The 3,710-nt window shown below is 59.9% G+C and carries 5 protein-coding genes; 4 read left to right on the top strand and 1 reads right to left on the bottom strand.

The genetic code is table 11. The features are described from left to right. The first annotated feature begins 1 nt into the window (after position 1). The 4 genes from VL598_RS10595 (at position 2) to map (ending at position 3,294) form a co-directional block, all read left to right on the top strand. Entirely contained in the window at positions 2 to 1,120 is a 1,119-nt protein-coding gene (locus VL598_RS10595; RefSeq protein ID WP_325326669.1) for a sn-glycerol-3-phosphate ABC transporter ATP-binding protein UgpC, read from the top strand. A gap of 199 nt (positions 1,121 to 1,319) precedes the next feature. Further along, a complete protein-coding gene (locus tag VL598_RS10590) occupies positions 1,320 to 2,195 on the top strand; it encodes a lipid A biosynthesis lauroyl acyltransferase (protein ID WP_325326668.1) in 876 nt (291 codons plus the stop codon). Positions 2,196 to 2,317: 122 nt separating this feature from the next. Further along, positions 2,318 to 2,530 (top strand): ParD-like family protein, encoded by a 213-nt coding sequence (locus VL598_RS10585; protein WP_325326667.1) that lies wholly within the window; start codon positions 2,318 to 2,320, stop codon positions 2,528 to 2,530. Beyond that, positions 2,527 to 3,294, top strand: coding sequence for a type I methionyl aminopeptidase (gene map, locus VL598_RS10580; RefSeq protein WP_325326666.1), 768 nt, complete (start codon positions 2,527 to 2,529; stop codon positions 3,292 to 3,294). Before VL598_RS10585 ends, map begins: the two co-directional genes overlap by 4 nt. Before the next feature lie 156 nt (positions 3,295 to 3,450). Here map and rpsU read toward each other — a convergent pair whose 3' ends face one another. After that, complete coding sequence (gene rpsU / locus VL598_RS10575; protein ID WP_414718695.1) at positions 3,451 to 3,630, bottom strand: 30S ribosomal protein S21; 180 nt, start codon at positions 3,628 to 3,630, stop codon at positions 3,451 to 3,453. Positions 3,631 to 3,710 lie beyond the last annotated feature (80 nt).

The following is a 3,710-nucleotide window of genomic DNA, read 5'->3' as shown; positions in this document are numbered from 1 at the left end:
ATTGCGCAACATCAGCAAGCGCTACGACGACAACGAAGTGATGCGCAACATCAACCTCGATATCGCGGATGGCGAATTCGTCGTGTTCGTCGGCCCGAGCGGCTGCGGCAAGTCGACGCTGATGCGGATGATCGCCGGCCTTGAGGACATCAGCAGCGGCGATCTGAGCATCGACGCGATGCGGATGAACGACGTGCCGCCGGCCAAGCGCGGCATTGCGATGGTGTTTCAGTCATATGCGCTGTATCCGCATATGACGCTGTACGACAACATGGCGTTCGGTCTGAAGCTCGCCGGCGCGAAGAAGCCGGAGATCGACCAGGCGGTGCGCAATGCCGCGAAGATTCTGCACATCGATCACCTGCTCGAACGCAAGCCGAAGCAACTATCAGGCGGTCAGCGTCAGCGGGTCGCAATCGGCCGGGCGATCACGCGCAAGCCGAAGGTGTTTCTGTTCGACGAGCCGCTGTCGAATCTCGATGCCGCGCTTCGCGTGCAGATGCGGCTCGAACTCATCAAGCTTCACAAGCAGTTGAACGCGACGATGATCTACGTGACGCACGATCAAACGGAAGCGATGACCATGGCCGATCGCATCGTCGTGCTCAATCACGGGGCGGTCGAGCAGATCGGCTCGCCGCTCGAGTTGTATCGGAACCCGCGCAACCGGTTCGTCGCCGGGTTCATCGGGTCGCCGAAGATGAACTTCATCGATGTGCAAGTGAGTGCGGCCGATGGCGCCGGTGTAACGATCGCGCTGCCCGGCGGCGCGGCGCTCAGCGTCCCTCGCGCATCCGACGGTGTGCGAGCGGGCGACACGCTGACGCTCGGCGTGCGTCCGGAGCATTTGATGGAGAACGGCGCCGACGGCTGCGACGCACGCTTCGCGGGCGAGGTGATCGTTGTCGAACACTTAGGCGGCGAAACGCTATCGCATGTGGGGCTCGCGGGCGGCGGCACGATTCAAGTGAAAGGATCGGGCGAATCGGCCGCGGCCGACGGGCAGCGCATCGAGGTGGGATTTTCCGTGAGGCACGCGCATTTGTTCAGGCAGGACGGCCTAGCGTTGGGTGCACTGCGGGAGGCCGCGCAGGCGAGCGCGGCGCCTGCTGAAAACTGAACGCCCCGTTCACCCTCCCCGTCCGTTATACTCCGGCACTCGGTAAGGTCGTTTCAGCGACCTCAGGACGTCGCCCGGACTGAATAGTCCACGGTTGATATTCGAGCGGAACGAAGCCGACGGAGCACGCGAGCAGAACATCGCCTGCCCGGCGTTTGACCTCGCTTTCCGCCGCTTGCACCACACTAGGGGACATTCTTTGGCACGCCTCGGCCTTGCGCTCATCGTCGCGTTGCTCCGCACGCTTTCCGTACTCCCTTACAAATGCGTCGCGCGGCTCGGCGTGGCTATCGGCACCGTGTTGTACGCGCTGCCGAGCCGCCGCAAGCACATCGTCCTGGTGAACTTGCGTCTATGCTTCCCCGGGAAGACCGACAACGACCTTCAGACACTCGCACGAGCTCACTTTCGCCATGTCGTTCGCAGCTATCTCGAGCGGGGCATCCAGTGGTTCGGCAGTGCGCAGTCAATCCGAAACATCGTGCAGATCGAAAGCAAGATTGATCTCGATGCCGACAATGCGCCGCCCACCATTTTCATGGGCTTTCATTTCGTGGGCATCGAGGTCGGCTGCATGCTTTACTCGACGTATTTTCCCGTCGCCTCGCTGTACACGCGGATGTCAAGCACAGGCCTGTGCGACCTGGCCAAACGGCAACGTGGACGATTCGGCGCAAATATGATCGAGCGCGCGACAAGCGCCAGAAAGATCGTCGGATTGCTGCGCTCCGGCACACCGGTCATGCTCGCAGCGGATATGGATCAGGGCGTGGACAACTCCGTGTTTGTGCCTTTCTTCGGTGTTCCCGCCTGCACGCTCACGGCTGTTTCGCGTCTCGCGAGACTGGGGGGTGCACGGGTTGTCCCATTCGTGACCGAGGTGCTGCCCGATTACGAAGGGTACAAGTTGACGATCTTCGAGCCGCTCCTAGACTTCCCGTCGGGGAGCGACGAGATCGACGCGCGTCGCATGAACGCGTTCCTCGAGGAACAGGTCGTCAAATTTCCCGATCAATATTATTGGGTGCACCGACGGTTCAAGAATCGGCCGCCAGGTGTGGCGTCGGTCTATTGAGGGTTCACCTTCCACATCCGTTATTCGCGGACCGGCGAACCGAAATTCGAAAAAACTTGGCGTCACGCCCCACCGACTATATGATTCGTATACGTTTCATATACCGAGTGGGAGGAGATGCCATGGGCATCGTGAACATCGACGATGATTTGCACGACCAGATACGTAAGGCGAGCGCCGTGTCGTGCCGGTCGATCAATGCGCAAGCGGCCTTTTGGATCAGGATCGGCATGCTGTGCGAAATGAATCCAACGCTGAGCTTCAACGAAATCGCTACCCGCGAACTGAAAGCGGCAGGCGTCGTGGCGAAAACCTTCAAGGCGGCGTTGGCATGACGAAACGCCCTGAAGAAATCGCATTGATGGCGGAGTCGGGCCAGTTGCTGGCTCGCGTATTCGGCTATCTAGACCAAATGAGTCTGATCGGCATGTCCACCTTGCAGGTCAACGATCTGGTCGATCGCTTCATCGTGACCGAACTGAACGCCCGGCCCGCAAGCAAAGGGCAGTACGGCTTTGCCTTCGCGCTCAATTCATCGCGCAACAACGTTGTCTGTCATGGTGTTCCGTCCGCCGCTGAAATCCTGCAAGACGGCGATATCGTCAATTTCGACATCACCCTGGAAAAGAACGGCTACATCGCCGATTCCAGTAAGACCTACCTCGTAGGCGACGTGTCGCCGCTAGCGAAGCGGCTCGTGCAAGTGACCTATGAAGCGATGTGGAAAGGGATCAAGGCCGTGCGCCCCGGCGCCACGCTTGGCGACGTAGGTCATGCCATCGAACGGCACGCACGCAGACACGGTTATTCGGTCGTACGAGAGTATTGCGGACACGGTATCGGTCGGGAAATGCACGAAGATCCCCAGGTATTGCACTGGGGAAAGCCGAACACAGGCCTGCGATTGCAAGAAGGCATGGTGTTCACCATCGAGCCGATGATCAACCAAGGAAGACATTCCGTTCGGACGGAAGACGACGGTTGGACGGTCGTCACGCGGGACGGGCAACTGTCCGCGCAGTTCGAGCATACCGTAGCGGTCATGCCGAAAGGCGTGAAGGTCTTGACGCTACGATCGGGCGAGCGGATTCCCCACTGACGGCCGTATGTCGTGCGACCGCATAAGGCGAGCGCGGGTGCGCCGGCCGTCGGGGCCGTTGAGCGCGAATTCGCACATGCCCCAAGGTTTGTCGCTCGAATCGCCGAATCTGTCGACGAGGCTCCGATATCGAACAGCGAACGGGACAACCGCCGCTCAGTACATCTTCCTCGGCGGCAACGACCGTTTGATCTGCTTTCTGAGGCGGCTCACAGCGGCGGCCTTCTTTCGTTTGCGTTTTGCAGTCGGTGTTTCATAAGCCATTCTGGCCCGCAGTTCCTTTATCAGGCCGGTGCTCTCGATCGAGCGTCGAAAGCGGCGCAACGCGACATCCATCGGTTCGTTCAGCTTGGGGGTTACCGTAGTCAATTTATTTCCTGGGTATGAGCTTGCCGGGAATCGTCGTTCAACGTGCC

The organism is Trinickia sp., from assembly GCF_035492435.1.
Classification (GTDB): Bacteria; Pseudomonadota; Gammaproteobacteria; order Burkholderiales; family Burkholderiaceae; genus Trinickia.
Note: the sequence above shows the minus strand (reverse complement) of the source record. Positions and strands in the feature narration are given on the sequence as shown.

Excerpts from the sequence above, each read along its gene's own strand:
- VL598_RS10585 (WP_325326667.1), top strand. The coding sequence starts at position 2,318 with ATGGGCATCGTGAACATCGACGATGATTTGCACGACCAGATACGTAAG.
- map (WP_325326666.1), top strand. The coding sequence starts at position 2,527 with ATGACGAAACGCCCTGAAGAAATCGCATTGATGGCGGAGTCGGGCCAG.
- rpsU (WP_414718695.1), bottom strand. The coding sequence starts at position 3,630 with ATGGATGTCGCGTTGCGCCGCTTTCGACGCTCGATCGAGAGCACCGGC.